The following is an 18,178-nucleotide window of genomic DNA, read 5'->3' as shown; positions in this document are numbered from 1 at the left end:
CGCGCTCTGTCTGCTGCACATCATTATCCGAGACGGCAGCCCGCTATCGCCGCCGCGACGTGAGCACCTTCTGCAGGATGATGAAGACGAGCAGCAGGGCACCGATGAAGATCTTCGTCCACCACGACGACAGGGTGCCCTCGAACGTGATGATCGTCTGGATGACGCCGAGCACCAGCACGCCGAGCACCGAGCCGAGCACGAAGCCGTAGCCGCCCGTGAGGAGGGTACCGCCGATCACGACGGCGGCGATGGCGTCGAGCTCGGTGCCGATCGCGGTGAGCGGATACCCCGACAGCGTGTAGAAGGTGAAGAGCACGCCGGCCAGGCCCGAGCAGAACCCGCTGATCACGTAGACGAGCACCTTGGTCCGCGCCACGGGCAGGCCCATGAGCAGGCCGCTCTGCTCGCCGCCGCCGATCGCGTACACGGTGCGGCCGAACCGCGTGGCGTGCAGCACCCAGACGGCGATCGCCACGACGACCACCGCGATGATGACGCTGGGGGTGATCGAGAGGTTGCCGCCGAGCGGGATGCGCGCAACGGCCAGTTGCACGAACGTCGGGTCGGTGATCGAGATGGAGCTCTGGCTGATCACGTAGCAGAGTCCGCGGGCCAGGAACATCGCCGCGAGTGTGGCGATGAACGGCTGCACCTTGAACACGTGGATCATGAGCCCGACGAGCAGACCCAGGATGCTCGTGAGCACGAGGATGAGCGGGATCACCGCTGCGGGCGACCACCCCGTCTGCAGCAGGCTCGCGGCGATCATGCCGCTGAGCGCCACGACCGCGCCCACCGAGAGATCGATGCCGCCCGTGAGGATCACGAACGTCATGCCCACAGCGAGCACGATCAGGTAGGAGTTGTCGACGAGCAGGTTGAGGAAGACCTGGCCCGAGAAGAAGCCGCGGTAGCGCACGCCGCCCGCGATGAAGATGACGACGAAGAGCACGGCCGTCACCGTGACCGGCCCGTACTTCGGGCTGGTCAGCAGGTTCCGGATGCGTCGTGCCAGACCCGCTCGCGGGGCCCCGCCCTTCGGGCCGCCGGTGGGAAGGGGACGCTCGGGTGCGTCGAGGAGCTTCGTCATGACGCCGCCACCCCCTTGCCGGCACGCAGGGCCAGTCTTCGTCGGAAGTCGCCGAGCGCCTCGTTCGTGGTCGGCGATTGGAGCAGGCACACGATCGTCACGACCGCCGCCTTGAACACCATCGTCGCGATCGGCGGGATGCCGACCGTGTACACGGTCGTCACGAGCGTCTGGATCACGAGGGCGCCGACGAGGGTGCCGACGAGCGAGTACCGGCCGCCGGCGAGGGAGGTGCCGCCGATCACGACCGCGAGGATCGCGTCGAGCTCGATGAACAGGCCCGTGTTGTTGGCGTCGGCCGCGGCCGTGTTCGCCGTGAGGATGAGGCCCGCGATCGCCGCGCACAACGCACTGAACGTGTAGACGACGAAGAGGAGACCCCGCGCCCGCACCCCGGCCTGCCGGCTCGCCTCGGGGTTGATGCCGACCGATTCGATGAACATGCCGAGCGCCGTGCGCCGGGTGACGAGCGCCGCGACGCCGAACACGACGGCCGCGATGATGACCGCGATGGGGATGCCGAACCAGAACCCCGAGCCCAGCGCCTTGAACGGCGGGCTGTTCACCGTGATGATCTGCCCCTCGGTGATGAGCATCGCGACGCCCCGGCCGGCGGTCATGAGGATGAGCGTGGCGATGATCGGCTGGATGCCGAGCACCGCGACGAGGAATCCGTTCCACATGCCGAGCACGAGCGAGATGATCAGCGCGACCGTCACGGCCACGGCGACGGTCGCCGGGCTCCCGGGCTCGGGCGACCCGAGGATGATCGAGCAGGCGACCGCACCCGAGATCGCGGCGACGGCGCCGACCGAGAGGTCGATGCCCCGCGTCGCGATCACGAGGGTCATGCCGACGGCGATGATCAGCGTCGGCGCGCCGTTGCGGAGGATGTCGATCAGGCTGCCGAACAGGTGCCCGTCGCGCAGCGTCACCGCGAAGAAGCCGGGGAACGCGATCAGGTTGATCGTGAAGAGCACAAGCAGCATCACGATCGGCCAGAACAGCCGGCTCGCGACGAGCCTGGCGAGCAGGGCGCTCATCGGCTTCCTCCTGTGGGGTCGGTGGGGGTCGTCGGGGTCGGGTCGGTGGGGGTCGTACCCTGCGCGCCGGACACGGCGACGGCGATGGGCACGCCGCCCGCGGCATCCGGAACCTCGTCGTCGCTCGAGCCCTCGGCGATCAGCGCGAGGAGCGAGTCGACCGTGAGCCCGTCGTTCTCGAGGTCGGCGACGACGTGCCGGTCCCTCAGCACGACGATGCGGTGGCTGAGGCGCAGCACCTCTTCGAGCTCGGCCGAGATGAACAGCACGCTCATGCCGTTCTCGGCGAGGTTGAAGACGAGCTTCTGGATCTCGGCCTTCGCCCCGATGTCGATGCCGCGAGTAGGTTCGTCGAGGATCAGGAGACGCGGTGCGATGGCGAGCCAGCGTGCGAGGAGCACCTTCTGCTGGTTGCCGCCCGAGAGGTTGCGCACGAGGGCGTCGGGGTTGCCCGGGCGGATGTTGAGCGCCTGGATGTAGCTCTGCGTGAGTTCGTCGCGCCGCTTCGCGGGGATGGGCCGGAACCACCCGCGGTCGGCCTGCAGCGCGAGCACGATGTTGTCGCGCACCGTGAGGTCGCCGACGACGCCCTCGTCGCGACGGTTCTCGGACGAGTAGGCGATGCGGTTCGAGATCGCCTGCCTCGGCGTGCGGAGCTTCGTGACCTTGCCGCTGATCGCGAGCTCGCCCTGGTCGGCGCGGTCGATGCCGCCGAGCAGTCGCGCGAGCTCGGTGCGTCCGGAGCCGAGGAGGCCCGCGAGGCCGACGACCTCGCCGGCGGCGATGGGGAGGTCGGCCGGGTTGATCGCACCGCGGCGCCCGAGTCCCTCGGCGTTCACGAAGATCGCGGCGTCGGATTCGTCGACCACCACCGAGCGGGCGCGCTGCTCGAGGTCGTCGAGCGTGGTCAGCTCCTTGCCGATCATCTTCTGCACGAGGTCGATGCGCAGCAGCTCCTCGACGAGGTACTCCCCCACGAGACTGCCGTTGCGCAGCACGGTGAGTCGGTCGCAGATCTCGTACACCTGGTCGAGGAAGTGCGAGACGAACAGGATCGCGACGCCCTGCTCCTTGAGCGATCGGATGACGCGGAACAGCTCGGCCACCTCGTCGGCGTCGAGGCTCGACGTGGGCTCGTCGAGGATGAGCACCTTCGCCTGCACGTCGATCGCGCGTGCGATCGCCACGAGCTGCTGCACCGCGAGCGAGTGGTCGCCGAGGAGCGAGCCCGGGTCGAGGTCGAGGTTGAGGCCCGCGAGCAGCTCGGCGGCGCGGCGGCGCATCGCCCGCCAGTCGATCGAGCCGAACCGGCGGGGCTCCCGCCCGAGCATGATGTTCTCGGCCACCGAGAGGTTCGGCAGGAGGTTGACCTCCTGGTACACCGTCGAGATGCCCGAGGCCTGCGCCTGGGCGGGGCCGCTGAACGAGACCTGCTCGCCCGCGAGGGTGATGGTGCCGGCATCGATGCCGTAGACGCCCGTGAGGGCCTTGATGAGCGTGGACTTGCCCGCGCCGTTCTCGCCCATGAGCGAGTGCACCTCGCCGGGGAACATGCGGAAGTCGACGCCGTCGAGCGCCTTCACGCCGGGGAAGGTGATCGAGATGCCCTGCATCTCGATGACGGGCGCGGCGACGGATGCCTGGGTCACGAGTCTCTCCATCGAGGTTGTGGCGGCGTCCGCTCGGTGCGGAGCCGTGGGTCGAGAGTAGGGCACGGCGGGTGTGCGGCCTGAAAGCCGGGCACACCCGCCGAGCCGCGAGCGAGCGGATGCCGCGGCATCCGCTCGCTCGGAACTCAGTACTGGCGGTCGGGCAGTGCCTCGATGGCCTGCTCCTGGTCGAACGTCGTCTCCTCGGTGATGATGCGCTGCTCCACCGTGCCGCCCTCGTTCAGTGTGGTGATGATGTCGACGAGCTGCTTGCCGAGCAGCGGCGAGCACTCCACGATGAAGTTGATCTTGCCGTCGGCGAGGGCCTGCATGCCGTCCTTCACGGCGTCGACCGTGACGATCTTGATGTCGACACCCGGGGTCAGCCCGGCCGCCTCGATCGCCTCGATCGCACCGAGGCCCATGTCGTCGTTGTGCGCGTACACGAGGTCGATGTCGGGGTTCGACTTCAGCATCGCCTCCATGACCTGCTTGCCACCCGCACGGGTGAAGTCGCCGGTCTGGCTGGCCACGACCTCGAGGTTCGGGTTCTGGCGGATCGTGTCGGCGAAGCCCTCGGCCCGGTCGATCGCCGGAGCGGCGCCCGTCGTGCCCTCGAGCTGGACGATGTTGACCTTCTCTGAGGAGTCCTTGTACTCGTCGAGCACCCAGAGGCCGGCCTTCTTGCCCTCTTCAATGAAGTCGGAGCCGAGGAACGAGACGTACAGCGACGTGTCCTCACTGTCGACGGCGCGGTCGGTCAGCACGACCGGGATGCCGGCGGCCTTGGCCTCGTTGAGCACCGCGTCCCAGCCGGTCTCGACGACGGGCGAGAAGGCGATGTAGTCGACCTGCTGCTGGATGTAGGAGCGGATCGCCTTGATCTGGTTCTCCTGCTTCTGCTGCGCATCGGAGAACTTGAGCTCGATGCCGGCTTCTTCGAACGACGCCTGGATGTCCTTGGTGTTGGCGGTGCGCCAGCCCGACTCGGCGCCGACCTGGGCGAAGCCGACGACGAGCTCGTCGAGCGCCTTGGGGCCTTCGGCCGCGCCGGTGCCGCCGTCGCCGCCCGCGCAACCGGCGAGTACGAGAGCGAGGGATGCCGCTGCGGCGATGCCGATCAGCTTCTTCATCGTGAACCTCCTTGTTCAGTGATCCGGCCGGATGTGCTGCGAGCTCCTGGTTGCCGGCGGCCAGATCGTTCTGGCCGTGGTGAGATGTTAGCGCTCACTTGTGAGCGCTCACAAGTGGTGATTTCATAACGTATTGGTTACGGCGCCGGCCATGCGCCGCGTGACCATCGCCCCCGCGCCCGGACTGCGGCGCCGCGGGGTTGTGAGCGCTCATATCCGGGCGCCTTGCCCGGTCGCGAAGGGGTCAGCGGCGCGCCGGCGGCGCCGTGCTCGCCCGCACGACGAGCTCGGGAACGCGTGCCGTGCGGTCCACGGCATCCGCCTCGCCGCGCAGCACCTCGAGCAGGGTCGCGACGACGTCACGTCCGAGTGCGTCGAAGTCCTGCCGTACGGTCGTGAGCGGCGGTGCGAAGTGGGCGGCCTCGGGCACATCGTCGAACCCGATGACGCTGACGTCGTCGGGCACGCGCACCCCCATCTCCCGATAGGCGTGCAGCAGGCCGAGCGACATCTGGTCGTTGGAGCTGAAGACGGCGGTCGCCTCGCGATCGTCGGCGAGGCGAAGACCGGCAGCGTACCCGGATGCCGCGAGCCAGTCGCCCTCGATCGGCTCCGGCGCTCGGAGCCCGTGCTCTCGCATGACGTCGCCCCAACCGCGACGTCGCTCGGCGGCATCCATCGATTCGGCCGGTCCGGCGAGGTGCCGGATCTCGCGGTGCCCGAGTTCGATGAGGTGGCCGGTCGCGAGCCGTGCCCCTTCGTACTGGTCCATCGAGACGCGGTGCAGCGAGGGCGCGGGTTCCGAGGCGACGACGACGAGCGGCACTCCCGCGTCGATGCCGCCGAGCACGGCGACGCCCTCGCGCTCGCCCGAGATGAGCACGATCGCCTCGACGCGCTGCAGCGCCAGGCGATGCACCGCCTGGCGCAGCACGTCGGCGTGGAGCGAGCGCATGCTCGCCTGGCTGACGGTGTAGCCGGCCTCGCGGGCGGCCTCGTTGAATCCGAGGGCGGCGTTCGACGGGCCGTAGTCGGGCCGACCGGCTTGGATCAGTCCGATGACGCCCGACCGCCGCTTCGCCATCGCCCGGGCGGCGGGAGACGGCGTGTAGTCGAGCTCGGCGATCGCCTGCTCGACGCGGAGCCTGGTCGACGCCGCGACCCCGCTCAGGTCGTTGAGCACCCGCGACACGGTCTGGTGCGAGACTCCGGCGCGACGCGCGACGTCGAACATCGTCGGCACCCCCGTTCCGGTCGGCGCGGCCGCGGCACCGGCGGGCGCGCCGCCGTCGGGCGCTTCAGCGCCGTGCGCGCCCGTCGCCTCGCCGTCGCGCGATGCGTGCCCGCCCATGTGCCACCCCGATCAGAGGCCCTGCGCCAAGCGGTAGTAGGCCTGGTTCCAGCGTACTTCGCGCTGGAACCCGGGCAGCGTCGTCTCGCCGTCGATGACGAGCAGCTCGGCCTTCGCCATCTCGGCGAAGTCCCGGAACGCCTCGACGCCGACGGCGGTGGACATGACCGTGTGGTGCGCGGCGCCCGCCGTGAGCCAGGCCGCGGCACTCGTGTGGAAGTCGGGGGCCGGCTTCCACACGGCACGCCCCACCGGCAGCTTCGGCAGCGGATGCCGCAGCTCGACGTTCTCGACCACGTTGGCCGTGAGGCGGAAGCGGTCGCGCAGGTCGGACAGCGCGACGACGACCGCGGGGCCCGGGTCGGCCGTGAAGACGAGGCGCACGGGGTCGTCCTTGCCGCCGATGCCGAGCGGGTGGATCTCGAGCGTCGGCTTCGAGGTGGTGAGCGACGGTGAGACCTCGAGCATGTGCGCGCCGAGGATGAGTTCGTCGCCGGGCGTCATGTCGTAGGTGTAGTCCTCCATGAGCGAGGCACCGCCCGGCAGGCCCGCACCCATGACGTTCGCCACGCGCACGAGGATCGCGGTCTTCCAGTCGCCCTCTGCGCCGAAGCCGTACCCCTCGGCCATGAGTCGCTGCACCGCGAGACCGGGCAGCTGCTTCAACGCGCCGAGGTCTTCGAAGCTCGTGGTGAAGGCGCCGAAACCGCCCTCCTCGAGGAAGGAGCGGAGGCCCAGTTCGATCGCCGCGCCGTCGCGCAGCGACTCGTGCCGCGCGCCGCCGGCGCGAAGCTCGGGAACGACCTCGTACAGTTCCTCGTACTCGGCGACGAGCGCATCGACGTCGGCATCGGATGCCGCGGCCACCGCCTCGGCGAGCTCGTTGACGCCCCACGTGTTCACTTGCACGCCGAAGCGCAGCTCGGCCTCGGTCTTGTCGCCCTCGGTCACCGCCACGTAGCGCATGTTGTCGCCGAACCGTGCGAGCTTCAGGCTGCGGGATGCCGCGAGGCCGGCGGCCGCGCGCTGCCACGTGCCGAGCTCGGCCTGCACGCGCGGGTCGCTCGCATGACCGACGATCGTCTTGCGCGGCACGCCGAGGCGGGTCTGGATGTACCCGAACTCGCGATCGCCGTGCGCCGCCTGGTTGAGGTTCATGAAGTCGAAGTCGATGTCGGCCCACGGCAGTTCGACGTTCGCCTGCGTGTGCAGGTGCGCGAGCGGCTTCTGCAGAGCATCGAGACCCGCGATCCACATCTTCGCGGGACTGAACGTGTGCATCCACGCGACGAGACCGATCACGTGGTCGGCGGCGTTCGCCTCGAGCGCCGTGCGCCGGATCGCGTCGGAGTCGGTGAGCACGGGTTTCCACACGAGCCTCACGGGCACAGCGGATGCCGCGGCGAGCGTCTCGACCACCTGACGCGACTGCGCGGCGACCTGCGCGAGCGTCTCGGGTCCGTAGAGGTGCTGGCTGCCGGTGAGGAACCAGACCTCGTAGCCGTCGAGCGAGGTGGCGAGCGGGGTGCGGGTCATGCGGGTCTCCTTGGGACGAGGGGTGAGTGGATCGGGCCGCGCCGGTCAGAGCGCGTCGACGGCGGCGGCCTCCGCGGCCAGGCCCGCCCGATAGCGGTCGAGGAAGGCGGAGAAGCCAGCGACGTCGTCGGGCACCGGGTCGACGGTGTCGACCGCGGCGCCGGCGAACACGCGATCGCGCAGATAGGTGCCGAGATCCTGCTCGGCGGACGCCGACAGGTAGGACGCGAGCACGGCGATGCCCCACGCGCCGCCCTCCGACGCGGTCTCCCCGACGGTCACGGGCGTGTCGAGTGCCCCGGCGAGGAAGCGCTGCGCGACGCCCGCGGTGCGGAAGATGCCGCCGTGCGCGTACATCCGGTCGAGCTCGACTCCTTCCTCGGCGAGCACGCTCATGCCGAGCGCCAGGGTGCCGAAGACGCCGTAGAGCTGTGCGCGCATGAGGTTCGCGAGGGTCAGTCGGCTGTCGGGCGTGCGCACGACGAGTGGGCGACCTTCGGCGAGGCCCGCGATGGGCTCGCCCGCGAGGTGGTTGTAGGCGAGCACGCCGCCCGCGTCGGGCTCGCCCTCGAGTGCCGAACGGAGGAGCGCGTCATACGCGGCATCCGCGCCGACCGGGGCCCCGGTCGCGACGGCGAACTCGGAGAACACGCCGACCCAGGCCGCGAGCTCGCTGGCGCCGTTGTTGCAGTGCACCATCGCGACCGGGTCGCCCGCCGGCGTGGTCACGAGGTCGAGCTCGTGGTGCGCGTGCGCGAGCGGGCGTTCGAGCACGACCATCGCGAAGATCGAGGTGCCGGCGCTGACATTGCCGGTGCGGGGCGCCACCGAGTTCGTGGCGACCATGCCGGTGCCGGCGTCGCCTTCAGGCGGGCAGAACCTGGCACCCGGCCGCAGCGCGCCTGACGGGTCGAGCAGCGCGGCCCCTGCCGCGGTGAGCGCGCCGGCATCCTCCCCCGCCTGCAGCACCTCGGGCAGCAATCCGGCGAGGCGGAGCCCGGGTGCGCGATCGGTCACGAGCGCGTCGTACGAGGCGGCGAGCCCTGCGTCGTAGTCGCCGGTCGTCGAGTCGATCGGGAACATCCCCGATGCATCGCCGACGCCGAGCACCTTGCGGCCGGTCAGGCGCCAGTGCACGTACCCGGCGAGGGTCGTGACGAAGCGGAGGTCGGGCACATGCGGCTCCCCGTCGAGGATCGCCTGGTGCAGGTGGGCGATCGACCATCGCAGCGGGATGTTGCGGCCGAACCGATGGCCGAGCTCGAGAGCGGCAGGGCCGGTCGAGGTGTTCCGCCATGTGCGGAAGGGCACGAGCTGCTCGTCGGCCGCGTCGAACGCGAGGTAGCCGTGCATCATCGCCGAGACGCCGATCGCGCCGAACTCCTTCGGCGTCACGTCGTGGCGTCGGCGAATATCGGCGACGAGGTCGGCGTAGGCCGCCTGCAGCCCCGACCACACGTCGGCCAGCGAGTAGGTCCAGACGCGATCCTCGAACCGGTTCTCCCACTCGTGGCTGCCGACGGCGAGCACCTCGGTCGGATCCTCGCCGACGAGGCATGCCTTGATGCGCGTCGAGCCGAACTCGATGCCGAGCGACGTGCGCCCGTCGATGATCGCCGCGCGTGCATCATCCGGATGCCGCGGCGTGCTGGCGGCCGTCACCGTCGGGCCTCTCCGGCCTGCCCGTACGCGTTCTGGTACCGATCGAAGAGCGAATCGATCGCGTGCTGCGGCATCGGCACGAGCGGTCCGCCCTCGCGGGCGAAGTGCACGCTGCGGGCGACGTCCTCGAGCATGACGGCCGCCTTCACCGCGTCCGCGGCATCCGCGCCGATCGTGAACGGCCCGTGGTTGCGCATCAGCACCGCGCGCGACCGATGCCCGCGCAGCGTCTCGACGATGCCGCGGCCGATGGAGTCGTCGCCGATGACTGCGAACGGGCCGACCGGAATCGGTCCGCCGAATTCATCGGCCATCGCCGTGATGACGCACGGGATCTCCTCGCCGCGCGCCGCCCACGCGACGGCGAAGGTGGAGTGCGTGTGCACGACTCCGCCGATCTCGGGCATGTTCCGGTACACGTAGGCGTGCGCCGCGGTGTCGCTCGACGGGCTCCGGTCGGAACCGGGCGAGCCCGGGACCACCTCGCCGTCGAGGGTGCAGAGGATCATGTTCCCGGGTGCCAGGTCGTCGTAGGAGACGCCCGAGGGCTTGATCACGAACAGCTCGGCGCCGGGCACGCGGCCCGAGACGTTGCCGCCCGTCCAGATGACGAGCCCGTTGCGGGTCAGCTCTGCGTGCAGCCTCGCGACCTCGTCGCGCACGTGCACGATCGCCGCCTCGACCTCGGGCTCGAACTCCATCTCGACTCCTTCGTCCGCCACGCACCGTTAGCGCTAACGAAGCCATGTTAGCGCTAACGGCGACTGACGCAACCCCGCATGCGACGGCAGCGGCGCGAGGCATCCGCTCGCCGTCGTGACACGACGAAGGCCCCCGCTCCCGAAGGAGCGAGGGCCGACGTGCCGTGGGTGGCTAGCCCGCCGAGTTCACGATGTCGAGGAGGTTCGGGTTGTTGGCGTACGCCTCAGCCGCGTTCTCCTTCGTCACGATGACCGGGGCGAGCAGGTACGCGGGAACGACCTTCACGCCGTTGTCGTACTGCTCGGTGTCGTTGACCTCGACCTCTTCGCCCTTCTGGAGCTGCTGGATCATCTTGATCGTCTGCTCCACGAGGAGGGTGGTGTCCTTGTTGATGGTCGAGAACTGCTCGCCCGCCATGATCGACTTGACCGACTCGACCTCGGAGTCCTGACCGGTGACGGTCACCGTCGAGATGTCCTTGCCGGCCTGCTTCGTCGACGTGATGATCGCACGCGCGAGGTTGTCGTTCGGCGAGAGCACGCCGTCGATGTTCTTGTCGGCGTAGTTCGCAGCGAGCAGCGAGTCCATGCGGCTCTGGGCGTTCTCAGCTTCCCAGCCCTGGGTCGCGGTCTGGCCGATCTCCGTCTGGCCCGAAGCGACGACGAGCGTGCCGTCGTCGATCTTCGGCTGGAGGACCTCCATCGCACCGTTGAAGAACACGGCCGAGTTGGCGTCGTCGGGCGAGCCCGAGAAGAGCTCGATGTTCCACGGAGCTGCGTGACCCGAGCGCTGCTCGAGTCCGTCGAGGAGCGCCTCGCCCTGCAGCTGGCCGACCTTGAAGTTGTCGAACGCGACGTAGTAGTCGACGTTCGGCGTGTTCTCGATCAGGCGGTCGTAGGCGATGATCTTGACGCCGGCATCAGCAGCCTGCTGCAGCTGCGTGCCGAGCTGCTTGCCGTCCTTCGCGCCGATGACGATGACCTTCGCGCCGTTCGTCACCATCGCCGAGATCTGGTTCTGCTGCTCGGCGACCGTGTTCGAGGCGGGTGCGTACTGCACGTCGGCCTTGAAGCCGGCCTCGGACAGTCCGTCCTCGAAGAGGCCGCCGGCGAGAACCCAGTTCTCCGACGTCTTGTCGGGCAGCGCGACGCCGATCGTCGAGTCGGCCGCGAAGCCGGCTGCGTCGCTTGCACCGCCCGAGTCGCCGCCTCGGTCGGAGGAGCAGCCGGCGAGCGCAAGCGCTGCGACCGCTGCGACCGCGGTGGCCGCAAGAGTGATTTTCTTCATTGATCTTTCACTTTCTCGATGGGAATTGCAGGACTTCTCGGATGGTGACGATTGGGCGCACGCCGCCGCGGGCGGCTCAGCGCCGGGTGAGGTCCTCAGGCAGCGAGGACACGTTGGACTGGCTCGTCGGCGCGATGGTCGGCGCCTCGTCGGGGGCCTGGGTCTCGAGGCGCGCCTTGCGGCGGCCCGACCAGAGGCCGAGGATCGACGGGCGACCCTGGCGCTTGCTCCAGACGTCGACGCCGACGGCGAGCAGCAGCACGAGGCCCTTGATGATCTGCACCACGTCGGCGCCGGCGCCGATGAGCTGCAGGCCGTTGTTGAGGAAGGCCATCACGAGACCACCGACGATCGAGCCGATGACCGTGCCGATGCCGCCCGAGACCGCCGCGCCACCGATGAAGACGGCGGCGATCGCGTCGAGCTCCCAGCCGTTGCCGTCTTGCGGGCCCGAGGCGGTGGCGCGTGCCACGTAGATCATGCCGGCGACGGAGGCGAGCACCGACATGTTCATCATGACGAAGAAGTCGACCCGGCGGTCCTTCACGCCCGAGAGCGTTGCGGCGAGGCGGTTGCCGCCGACCGCGTAGATGTGACGCCCGAAGATCGTGTTGCGCGTGATGAACGAGTAGAGGATGACGAGCACCACGAGGATGATGCCCGAGATCGGGAAGCTCGTGCCCGGTCGGCCGGTGGCGAAGAGCCACGCCGCCCAGAGGATGACGCCCGCGAGCACGACGACCTTGACGACGCTCACCCAGACGGGTGCCGAGTCGGAGCCCATCTTCTTCTGCTGGCGCCGCAGGTGCACCTCGTTCCAGACGATCCACCCGGCGCCGACCACGCCGAGCAGCATCGTCAGCACGTTGAAGTTGAACGGCAGGGCGAGCTCGGGCAGGTACCCGGCGCCGATGATGCCGAACTCCTGCGGCACGGGCGTGGTGGTCGACTGCCCGATGAACTGGTTGCCGCCGCGGAAGATGAGCATGCCGGCCAGCGTCACGATGAACGCCGGCACCCCGATGACCGCGACCCAGAAGCCCTGCCAGGCGCCGATGGCGACGCCGACGGCGATGCCGAGGAGGATCGCGAGCGGCCACGGGAAGTTCCACTCCGCCATCGACTTCGCCACGATGATGCCCGTGAACGCCGCGACCGAGCCGACCGACAGGTCGATGTGGCCCATGATGATGACCATCACCATGCCGATCGCGAGGATCAGGATGTAGGAGTACTGGTTGACGACGTTGATCAGGTTCGTCGGCGAGAGCGTCAGGCCGTTCGTCCAGATCTGGAAGATCACGATGATGACGATGAGGCTGCCGAGGATGCCGAACTGGCGGAGGCTGGACTGGCCGCCTCCGAAGATCTTGCGGATGTCGGAGAGCCCGCCCTTCTTCTGGGCGGCCGGGTCGTTCGCCGTCGTGCTCATGCGTTCGCCTTCTTCTTGGCGGAGGTCATGCTGCGCATGAGCGCCTCCGGGTTCGCTTCGGATGCCGGGATGTTGTCGGTGATCTGGCCTTCGAACACCGTGTAGATGCGATCGGCGATGCCGAGCAGTTCGGGCAGCTCGCTCGAGATGAGGATCACGCCCTTGCCCTGCGCAGCGAGCGACTGGATGATCGTGTAGATCTCGTACTTGGCGCCGACGTCGATGCCGCGGGTGGGTTCGTCGAGGATGAGCAGGTCGGGGTCGGTGAACATCCACTTCGCCAGCACGACCTTCTGCTGGTTGCCGCCCGAGAGCTTCGAGACGCCGGCATCGACGCTCGGCGTCTTGATGCGCAGCTGCTTGCGGTAGTCGTCGGCGATGCCGAATTCCCGCGAGTCGTCGACGACGCCGCGCTTGGCGATCTTCGAGAGCTTCGCCGAGACGATCGAGCGCTTGATCGTGTCGAGCAGGTTCAGCCCGAGCTGCTTGCGGTCCTCGCTGACGTAGGCCAAGCCGTTCTCGATCGCCGACTCGACGTCCTTCAGCACGATCTCCTGGCCGTCCTTCACGATCGTGCCCGAGAGGTAGTTGCCGTAGCTGCGCCCGAAGATGCTCATCGCGAGTTCAGTGCGCCCCGCGCCCATGAGGCCGGCGAGGCCGACGATCTCGCCGCGTCGCACGTTGAGGCTCGAGCCCTTGACGACGAGCCGCTCGGGCACCTGCGGGTGCTGGATCGTCCAGTCCTTCACCTCGAAGAAGACGTCGCCGATGTGCGGCGTGCGGTCGGGGAAGCGGCTCTCGAGCGAGCGGCCGACCATGCCGCGGATGATGCGGTCCTCATCGACGCCGCCCGCATGCACGTCGAGCGTCTCGATCGCGTGGCCGTCGCGGATGATCGTGATCTCGTCGGCGACGGCCTCGATCTCGTTGAGCTTGTGCGAGATCATGATCGACGCGATGCCCTTGCCCTTCAGGCCGCGGATCAGGTCGAGCAGGTGCTGCGAGTCGTCTTCGTTGAGGGCCGCCGTCGGCTCGTCGAGGATCAGGAGCTTCACCTCTTTGACGAGCGCCTTCGCGATCTCGACGAGCTGCTGCTTGCCGACGCCGAGGTGCTTGATCTGCGTGTCGGGGTCTTCGTCGAGGCCGACGCGGGCGAGCAGGTCGATGGCCCGGATCTTCGCCGCATTCCAGTCGATGCGGCCGCCGCGGTTGATCTCGTTGCCGAGGAAGATGTTCTCGGTGATCGAGAGCTCGGGGATCAGCGCGAGCTCCTGATGGATGATCGCGATGCCGGCGTTCTCGCTCTGGCGGATGTCGCGGAACTGCACCTCCTCGCCGCGGAAGATGATCTGCCCGGTGTAGGTGCCGTGCGGGTAGACCCCCGAGAGCACCTTCATGAGGGTCGACTTGCCGGCGCCGTTCTCGCCGCAGATCGCGTGGATCTCGGCGGGCATCACCGTGAGCGAGACATCCGACAGCGCCTTGACGCCGGGGAACTCCTTGGTGATCGAGCGCATCTCGAGAATGGGCTGGGGGCTCATCGGATGCCTCCTGCGACGCTGCTGCGCCGGTCGTGCCGGCGCAGGGGCATGGTGGACACCGATCCCGACCTGCGGGAGTCCGCAAGGGGTGTCGTCGGCGACTGGTTCACGTGCGACCTCGATGTCATTCGTTCGGGGCGGTTCCTGTGTGCGGTCTCGTGTGACCGTTCACATCGAGACCAATGGTGCATCCGAGATGCGGCGCTGTCAAGCCGAGTCAGTCACGCTTAGATAACGGCGACGGCGATCGGATGCCGCAGCCGACGATCCGCGCACGACGAGCCGTGGCACGATCTCCTCGACCTCGAGCACCTCCCGCCCGTGCACCTGGTTCAGGAGCAGCGCCACCGCACGGCGGCCGACCTCGCGGAAATCCTGGTGCACCGTGGTCAGCGGCGGCCACACGTGCTGCGCGACCGGGATGTCGTCGAACCCGACGACGCTGATATCGCCGGGCACGTCGAGGCCGGCATCGCGGAACGCGTGCATGAGGCCGATCGCCATCTGGTCGTTCGCCGCGAACACGGCGGTGAAGTCGAGGCTGCGGCTGAGCTCGCGCCCGGCGAAGTAGCCGAAGTCGGCGCTCCAGTCGCCGAGGATCGGCGGGTGCAGCGAGAGGTCGGCGTCGTCGATCGCGTCGAGGAATCCGCGCATGCGCGCCTCGGCCTCGATCCAGTCCTGCGGGCCGGCCAGGTGCACGATCTCGCGGTGCCCGAGGCTCACGAGGTGCTGCGTGGCGCGGCGCGCGCCCGTCACCTGGTCGACCGAGAGCGCGAGGTGATCGCTGCGCCCGGTGGACTGCAGGCTCACGAACGGCACGCCGATGGGCGCCGCGGCGAGCACGTCGAAGACCCGCACCTGCGGGGCGATGACGACGAGCCCCTCGATCGCCTGCAGCATGAGGTGCTCGAGCGCGTCGGTAATGGCCTCGGGCGTGACCGCGGCCAGGTTCGCGGTGTTGACGTAGTACCCGTGCTCGCGCGCCGCGTCCTCGATCGCGGCGATGCTCGTCGCCGGGCCGTACTCCGAGCTCCGTGCCGCGAGCACGCCGATCGTGTGCGATCGGCTCGTGACGAGGGCGCGAGCCGCGCGGTTCGGCCGGTACTGCAGCGTCTCCATGGCCTGGAGCACGCGCTCCTTGGTCTCGGGCCGGATGCTCGGATGATCGTTCAGCACCCGCGAGACGGTCTGGTGCGACACCTCAGCGAGGCGCGCGACATCGCGGATGCTGGGCGCCCGCCCTTTGGGAGTCTCAGGATTCACTGCCAACCCGTTCACCCCGATGTGCACGTTCACATCAGCGGCGCTTCCATTATGCACGGGGAGGTCGATTCCCGCGCCATCGAGACGTGTGACAGTCACATGGTGGGCATCCGCGCGGCACCCCGCGGGTCAGCTCGCGTTCGACGCTTCGCCGAGGGGTCGCACCCGACTCGCGAGCAGCACGGCCACGAGTGCGATCGCCACGGTCACGGCGAAGTCCGCGGCGAACATGCCGGAGCCGAGCGCGCTCGAGACGAGGGCCGTGACCGCGAGGGCGATGGCGGCGCCGAGCGACTCGGAGATCGTCAGCGCCGCACTGTTGAAGCCCTGCGCCGAGACGGGTGACAGCGCGAGCACGGCGACCGAGAACCGCGGGTACATGAAGCCCATGGCGCCGCCCGCGAGGGTCCACGCCGTGAAGGCGATCGCCGGGGCCAGCGTGAAGAGGGCGACGACGAGCACGACCGCGAGCGAGATCGCGAGGAGGACCGTGCCGATCACGACGGCCTGCGTGTTCGACACCCGGGTGAGTCGGCCCTGCAGCCACGACGCCACGGCCCACGAGACGCCGGCACCGGTCAGCACCGCGCCGGCGAGGCTCGGCGAGAACTCGTAGCGCTCGATGAAGAGGTACGGCAGGTAGATCTCGCTGCCGAAGAAGGCGCCGGCCACGATGAGCTTCAGGAGCACCGTCGCGGGCATGCCGCGGGCGGCGCGCAGCGTGCCCTGCGGCAGCAGCGGCCGGGCGGCGAAGGCGGCCAGCGCGATCGCGGCGATCGCGACGACCCAGCGCCACGGGTCGCCGAGTTCCTTCGAGAGCGACACCCCGAGGGCCGCGGCCGCGGTGAGCACGGCCCAGCCCACGCGGCTGATGCTCCACTGCACCGAGGGGTCGCCCTGCACCTGGTCGCGCACGCGCAGCACGGGCGGCAGCATCATGGCTGCGGCCGGCACGACGAGCGCGATGACGCCGAGGAACACCCAGTGCCAGCTGATCGTCTCGGCGACGACGCCGGCGAGCGCGGGGCCGATGATCGACGGGATCACCCAGGCGGCGGCGAAGCCCGCGAACACCCGGGCGCGAAGGTCGGCCGGGTAGACGCGGCCGACGATCACGTAGAGCGGCACGATGACGGCGGCACCCGAGAGCCCGTGCACGAACCGGCCGACGATGAACACCTCCATGTTCACCGCGGTGCCGGCGATCACGAGCCCGACGACGAACAGCGCGGCCGAGACGAGCAGCGACGGCAGCGGACCGGAACGGTCGGTCCAGTTGCCGGCGATGACCATGCCGATGATGCCCGCTGCGAGCGGCACCGCGAAGGCCAGGGCGAAGAGCGACTCGCCGTCGAGCTGTTCGGCCACGAGCGGCATGATCGTAGTGACGGCCATGGCCTCGAACGCGGCGAGGAAGATGAGCGAGAACATGCCGATCGAGAGCCACCGATAGGGCTTCGACAGCGGCCCCGATGCGGGCACCGGCGCGACCGGCGCAGCAGCGGACGCCTCGGCGCGCGATGCGTTCGAGACGGTCGTCGACTCGTGATCGGTCGAGGGCGGCGCAGGAGTCGGAGCGGTGGGTTCGGTCACCCTGTCGAGCCTACGACTTCAAGCCGACTTGAACTCAAGCGGATGCCGCGGCGCCGGAGCTCAGAACTCCTCGTGCGTGTCGGGGTCGCCGCCCCAGATGCGACCGCGCGACAACGCGGAGATGGCATCGACCTCTTCGGTCGTGAGCGAGAACCCGAAGACGTCGAGGTTCTCGCGGCGGCGCGCGGCATCCGACGACTTCGGGATCGGCACCGCCTCGAGTTCGACGTGCCAGCGCAGGACCGCCTGCGCCGGCGTGACGCCGTGGGCCGCGGCGACCTCCGCGACGACCGGCTCCTGCAGCAGTTCGGTGCGTTTCGCGAGCGGGCTCCAGCTCATGGTGCGGATGTCGTGCTCGTCGTGGAAGGCGCGCAGCTCCTCTTGCGGGAAGTACGGGTGCAATTCCACCTGGTTCACGACCGGCACGATGCCCGTGGTGTCGATGAGCCGGGTCAGCATCTCCTGCGTGAAGTTCGAGACGCCGATCGAACGCACGAGCCCCTTCTCGCGCAACGAGATCATCGCCCGCCAGCTGTCGAGGTACTTGCCGAGGCGCGGCAGCGGCCAGTGGATGAGGTACAGGTCGACCCAGTCGAGGTCGAGGCGCACCCGAGACTGCTCGAAGCTCGCGATCGTCTCGTCGAAGCCGTGGTGCTTGCCCGGCAGCTTCGTGGCGATCACGAGGTCGCTGCGGTCGACGTCGGTGCGACGGATCGCCTCTCCCACGGCCTCTTCGTTGCCGTAGTTGAAGGCCGTGTCGATGAGTCGGTAGCCGTCGGCGATGCCCGCCGTGATCGCGTCGATGCCCACCTGGTCGTCGAGCCCGTACGTGCCGAGTCCGATCGCGGGAATCGTGTTGCCGTCGCGGAGTGCGTACGCGGGTGCGATCATCT

General features: G+C 69.1%; 14 protein-coding genes. All 14 read right to left on the bottom strand.

Features of this window, described 5'->3' with window-relative positions; genetic code table 11:
- Window positions 1–43: 43 nt before the first annotated feature.
- The 14 genes from yjfF to ACFCVM_RS17320 all read right to left on the bottom strand — a co-directional run bounded on the left by yjfF (window position 44) and on the right by ACFCVM_RS17320 (window position 18,176).
- Window positions 44–1,093, bottom strand: a complete 1,050-nt coding sequence (gene yjfF / locus ACFCVM_RS17385) for a galactofuranose ABC transporter, permease protein YjfF (RefSeq protein WP_375837984.1) — start codon at window positions 1,091–1,093, stop codon at window positions 44–46.
- A complete protein-coding gene (locus tag ACFCVM_RS17380; protein ID WP_375837983.1) occupies window positions 1,090–2,136 on the bottom strand; it encodes an ABC transporter permease in 1,047 nt (348 codons plus the stop codon). The genes yjfF and ACFCVM_RS17380 overlap by 4 nt, the downstream gene beginning before the upstream one ends.
- Window positions 2,133–3,797, bottom strand: a complete 1,665-nt coding sequence (locus ACFCVM_RS17375) for a sugar ABC transporter ATP-binding protein (protein WP_375837982.1) — start codon at window positions 3,795–3,797, stop codon at window positions 2,133–2,135. Before ACFCVM_RS17375 ends, ACFCVM_RS17380 begins: the two co-directional genes overlap by 4 nt.
- A 134-nt stretch (window positions 3,798–3,931) precedes the next feature.
- The gene (locus ACFCVM_RS17370) at window positions 3,932–4,918 is read right to left on the bottom strand and encodes an ABC transporter substrate-binding protein (protein ID WP_375837981.1); all 987 of its coding nucleotides are present in this window, start codon (window positions 4,916–4,918) and stop codon (window positions 3,932–3,934) included.
- 244 nt (window positions 4,919–5,162) lie between these two features.
- Window positions 5,163–6,269 carry a LacI family DNA-binding transcriptional regulator gene (locus tag ACFCVM_RS17365; protein ID WP_375837980.1) on the bottom strand — a complete coding sequence of 369 codons (1,107 nt, stop codon included), beginning with the start codon at window positions 6,267–6,269 and terminating at the stop codon, window positions 5,163–5,165.
- 12 nt (window positions 6,270–6,281) lie between these two features.
- Window positions 6,282–7,805 carry an L-arabinose isomerase gene (gene araA / locus ACFCVM_RS17360; RefSeq protein ID WP_375837979.1) on the bottom strand — a complete coding sequence of 508 codons (1,524 nt, stop codon included), beginning with the start codon at window positions 7,803–7,805 and terminating at the stop codon, window positions 6,282–6,284.
- A 45-nt stretch (window positions 7,806–7,850) separates the two neighbouring features.
- Window positions 7,851–9,467 carry a xylulokinase gene (locus ACFCVM_RS17355; RefSeq protein WP_375837978.1) on the bottom strand — a complete coding sequence of 539 codons (1,617 nt, stop codon included), beginning with the start codon at window positions 9,465–9,467 and terminating at the stop codon, window positions 7,851–7,853.
- A complete protein-coding gene (locus ACFCVM_RS17350; RefSeq protein WP_375837977.1) occupies window positions 9,464–10,168 on the bottom strand; it encodes an L-ribulose-5-phosphate 4-epimerase in 705 nt (234 codons plus the stop codon). The genes ACFCVM_RS17355 and ACFCVM_RS17350 overlap by 4 nt, the downstream gene beginning before the upstream one ends.
- Before the next feature lie 172 nt (window positions 10,169–10,340).
- Window positions 10,341–11,456 carry a substrate-binding domain-containing protein gene (locus ACFCVM_RS17345; protein ID WP_375837976.1) on the bottom strand — a complete coding sequence of 372 codons (1,116 nt, stop codon included), beginning with the start codon at window positions 11,454–11,456 and terminating at the stop codon, window positions 10,341–10,343.
- Between the two features lie 76 nt (window positions 11,457–11,532).
- Window positions 11,533–12,888: a multiple monosaccharide ABC transporter permease gene (gene mmsB, locus ACFCVM_RS17340; protein ID WP_375837975.1), complete on the bottom strand. Its 1,356-nt coding sequence runs from the start codon at window positions 12,886–12,888 to the stop codon at window positions 11,533–11,535.
- Entirely contained in the window at window positions 12,885–14,429 is a 1,545-nt protein-coding gene (gene mmsA, locus ACFCVM_RS17335) for a multiple monosaccharide ABC transporter ATP-binding protein (protein WP_375837974.1), read from the bottom strand. Before mmsA ends, mmsB begins: the two co-directional genes overlap by 4 nt.
- Before the next feature lie 207 nt (window positions 14,430–14,636).
- Window positions 14,637–15,692 carry a LacI family DNA-binding transcriptional regulator gene (locus tag ACFCVM_RS17330; RefSeq protein ID WP_375837973.1) on the bottom strand — a complete coding sequence of 352 codons (1,056 nt, stop codon included), beginning with the start codon at window positions 15,690–15,692 and terminating at the stop codon, window positions 14,637–14,639.
- A gap of 129 nt (window positions 15,693–15,821) precedes the next feature.
- Window positions 15,822–17,285 (bottom strand): MFS transporter, encoded by a 1,464-nt coding sequence (locus tag ACFCVM_RS17325; RefSeq protein ID WP_375837972.1) that lies wholly within the window; start codon window positions 17,283–17,285, stop codon window positions 15,822–15,824.
- Window positions 17,286–17,345: 60 nt separating this feature from the next.
- Window positions 17,346–18,176, bottom strand: coding sequence for an aldo/keto reductase (locus ACFCVM_RS17320; RefSeq protein ID WP_375837971.1), 831 nt, complete (start codon window positions 18,174–18,176; stop codon window positions 17,346–17,348).
- Window positions 18,177–18,178: the final 2 nt, after the last annotated feature.

The sequence above is a fragment of the Agromyces sp. NPDC056389 genome (assembly GCF_042262385.1).
GTDB lineage: Bacteria > Actinomycetota > Actinomycetes > Actinomycetales > Microbacteriaceae > Agromyces.
Note: the sequence above shows the minus strand (reverse complement) of the source record. Positions and strands in the feature narration are given on the sequence as shown.

Bases quoted from the DNA above. Each gene is read 5' to 3' on its own strand.
- yjfF (WP_375837984.1), bottom strand. From the start codon at position 1,093: ATGACGAAGCTCCTCGACGCACCCGAGCGTCCCCTTCCCACCGGCGGC.
- ACFCVM_RS17380 (WP_375837983.1), bottom strand. From the start codon at position 2,136: ATGAGCGCCCTGCTCGCCAGGCTCGTCGCGAGCCGGCTGTTCTGGCCG.
- ACFCVM_RS17375 (WP_375837982.1), bottom strand. From the start codon at position 3,797: ATGGAGAGACTCGTGACCCAGGCATCCGTCGCCGCGCCCGTCATCGAG.
- ACFCVM_RS17370 (WP_375837981.1), bottom strand. From the start codon at position 4,918: ATGAAGAAGCTGATCGGCATCGCCGCAGCGGCATCCCTCGCTCTCGTA.
- ACFCVM_RS17365 (WP_375837980.1), bottom strand. From the start codon at position 6,269: ATGGGCGGGCACGCATCGCGCGACGGCGAGGCGACGGGCGCGCACGGC.
- araA (WP_375837979.1), bottom strand. From the start codon at position 7,805: ATGACCCGCACCCCGCTCGCCACCTCGCTCGACGGCTACGAGGTCTGG.
- ACFCVM_RS17350 (WP_375837977.1), bottom strand. From the start codon at position 10,168: ATGGAGTTCGAGCCCGAGGTCGAGGCGGCGATCGTGCACGTGCGCGAC.
- ACFCVM_RS17345 (WP_375837976.1), bottom strand. From the start codon at position 11,456: ATGAAGAAAATCACTCTTGCGGCCACCGCGGTCGCAGCGGTCGCAGCG.
- mmsB (WP_375837975.1), bottom strand. From the start codon at position 12,888: ATGAGCACGACGGCGAACGACCCGGCCGCCCAGAAGAAGGGCGGGCTC.
- mmsA (WP_375837974.1), bottom strand. From the start codon at position 14,429: ATGAGCCCCCAGCCCATTCTCGAGATGCGCTCGATCACCAAGGAGTTC.
- ACFCVM_RS17320 (WP_375837971.1), bottom strand. From the start codon at position 18,176: ATGATCGCACCCGCGTACGCACTCCGCGACGGCAACACGATTCCCGCG.